Below are 2,669 nucleotides of genomic sequence, written 5' to 3'. Positions count from 1 at the left end.
TAAGGTTACAGGCTTGCTCATTGTCAAACTTTAACCCAATTTGACTACCTCTCTCCAAAATGAGCGAACCGTGAGTTTAGAGGATGGCTGAGAATACTATGCTATAGATATCATCTATAGTTTCAGTCCCGCAAGCGGGATTCAGGCTATAGCGACCATATCGATAATCTTGCCAGCTAACAAGTCAAAGGTTTCAGTCCCGCAAGCGGGATTCAGGCTATAGCGACTTGCCGAGGTGATTTTTACAAGTGCGGCTAGGGATAGTTTCAGTCCCGCAAGCGGGATTCAGGCTATAGCGACCTACGAATGCTTTTTAACTAAAGATATTCCGCTAATATGTTTCAGTCCCGCAAGCGGGATTCAGGCTATAGCGACGTCTTCTTTGCCGATCATCGAGTATTCGTCGACAATGTTTCAGTCCCGCAAGCGGGATTCAGGCTATAGCGACATCGGCACGTCGTTGGTCGCGCAGAATTCTGTCTACAGTAGTTTCAGTCCCGCAAGCGGGATTCAGGCTATAGCGACCGGAATTACTAGAGACTACAGCAGTCCAAACCCAGCGTTTCAGTCCCGCAAGCGGGATTCAGGCTATAGCGACTCGATACATCTCACATCTCAATGACTCTGTATATCAGTTTCAGTCCCGCAAGCGGGATTCAGGCTATAGCGACCACTGCCTTTACCAGATCCAACTTTACGTGATATGTTTCAGTCCCGCAAGCGGGATTCAGGCTATAGCGACCCCGGGGTTAGAAACCCCTGCCATACATAGGTTATAGTACCATATTTGGCAAACCTACTTTCTGACCTGCAACAGCAGCTCGATCGACATTCGATATTTACGAACTTAGGATCTCAAAGTATTTACTTATCTGGGTTCTGGCGTTTTGGCGAACCTCCCAGGGAAAATGACCCCGCTCTAGCTTTGCCAAAAACTCATAATATTATCGTATCACAATAAAATTACAGATTCTCGTTCTGGTTTCACCGACCCATACACGATCGTCCGTCGTACCGACTTAGCATCGAGAACATAAATCCGCACCGAATCCTCCTCTGGCTTAATTAATTGCTCGATTTGGGTTTGTAATTTGGCAAACTGCACCGCTGTCAAAAAACACTCAAACACGCTGTACTGCTCCCATTTACCATAACCGCCTAATAGCTTATGTAAACGATTCCGCCGTTTATTAGCTGCCTTATTGTCTGGTAAATCGTAAATAATCAGATAAAATAAAGCGGTCATCTCAAAATTAAAGGCTTATAAGGAACCTCCTCCTGTAGATGCCTTGCTAATAACCGCGCTTGCAACTCGATCGATCGGCGATAGTTACACTTATAGCCAAACACTGGATGGGTAAACTCATCGCTCATCTTCTTTTCAAAAGCCTGAAGAAAGGTCTTCCGCGCCCCATCTGTCAATCGATAACTACCCAAGCTTTCCGTAAAATCATCTACTTGAAGCTGACGATTGTTGATGACGCTCAACACCAAATTATCGGCGACGATCGATCTAAATTCTTCCATCAAATCTAGCACCAAAGCGGGTTGGCCGTGATGCACCTCATGTAAATAGCCGATATAAGGATCGAGTCCAGCCATGTGTGCGGCGGCTGTCACCTGACCCCGCAGGAGTCCATAGGCAAAACTCAATAATGAGTTAACTGGATCTGTCGGCGGACGACGATTGCGCCCAGTAAATTTCCAGCCAGAATTAAGCATCGCAGGCCAATAACTAAAATACTCCTTCGCAGCAATCCCTTCTATTCCGCGTGTTTTATCGATCGAATCCTGAGCGAATACCTGTTTCTGCCGCTCTTTGAGGGGATTATTCTTCTGTCCGTGGCGATAGAGGACGGTATATTGGTTGTGAATCTTTGCCTGCACGATCGACTGTACCAGTGCCAGTCGGCGGACGGGATCGTCATACAGCCGATACTGCGCCAATCGCAATTGCCCATTACGAGAGTGTCCCGGCAAAGCCGCACCCAAATACTTTCCAAAACTCGACAAATAATGGACTGGCAATCCTAATTCTAGGGCATACATTAGCGCATCGCCAGTCACTTGCGGATTGCCCATCAAGACAACTTGCTCTAATGTCTGTGCTGGTACCTTTTGTTTTTGCCAACTACCATCCTCTTGTTTGAGAGCCACTTGAAAGGCTTCGTACTGCTTGCTCAATACAGCATCAGGCTGAGTAACATATAAAATTGACATAGTTTATTCCGATAAAAATCAAGGTCTATTTCTTACTAATTTGAATTAAAAACCAGTTATCAATTATCAATTATCAATTATCAATTAATAACCGCATTTCATTGGGTAGACAAATATGCTCAAGACTGCACGCCTGACACTTTTTGGGATGGTTAATGGGGGTAGGCATCGGAAATTCACCAGCAATGCGCGCCGCTTGAATCGCTGCTTCTGTGGCTTGCCGGAGTTGTGGTGTAAACATCACCCGCTCGCGCCGACGATTGGCATGATAGAAAATTTCGCCATATTCGATCGATTTTCCCATCCGTTCTTCAAGACATAATGCCGCACCACAGAGCTGAAAATGGTCGCTTAAATGCTTCCCCATTCGGCCTTTTTTATATTCGATCGGGACTAATTTACCGTGGGTTTCTTCGACGGCATCGATAACGCCACTGATTAATAATCGA

At 45.8% G+C, this 2,669-nt stretch carries 3 protein-coding genes and 1 CRISPR repeat array; all 3 genes read right to left on the bottom strand.

Translation table 11 applies throughout. From position 1 onward, the window contains the following. Positions 1-119: 119 nt before the first annotated feature. Positions 120-742: direct repeats of the CRISPR family, unit length 37 nt; unit sequence GTTTCAGTCCCGCAAGCGGGATTCAGGCTATAGCGAC. A gap of 210 nt (positions 743-952) precedes the next feature. Beyond that, positions 953-1,246, bottom strand: coding sequence for a CRISPR-associated endonuclease Cas2 (cas2, locus tag C7B77_RS27840; RefSeq protein ID WP_106312720.1), 294 nt, complete (start codon positions 1,244-1,246; stop codon positions 953-955). Beyond that, entirely contained in the window at positions 1,243-2,220 is a 978-nt protein-coding gene (gene cas1d, locus C7B77_RS27835) for a type I-D CRISPR-associated endonuclease Cas1d (RefSeq protein ID WP_106312717.1), read from the bottom strand. The genes cas2 and cas1d overlap by 4 nt, the downstream gene beginning before the upstream one ends. A 73-nt stretch (positions 2,221-2,293) precedes the next feature. Further along, on the bottom strand, positions 2,294-2,669 hold a 376-nt coding region (gene cas4, locus C7B77_RS27830; RefSeq protein WP_106312714.1), incomplete at its 5' end, for a CRISPR-associated protein Cas4.

The organism is Chamaesiphon polymorphus CCALA 037 (assembly GCF_003003845.1).
Classification (GTDB): domain Bacteria; phylum Cyanobacteriota; class Cyanobacteriia; order Cyanobacteriales; family Chamaesiphonaceae; genus Chamaesiphon; species Chamaesiphon polymorphus.
This window is presented reverse-complemented; position numbering and strand designations above follow the sequence as displayed.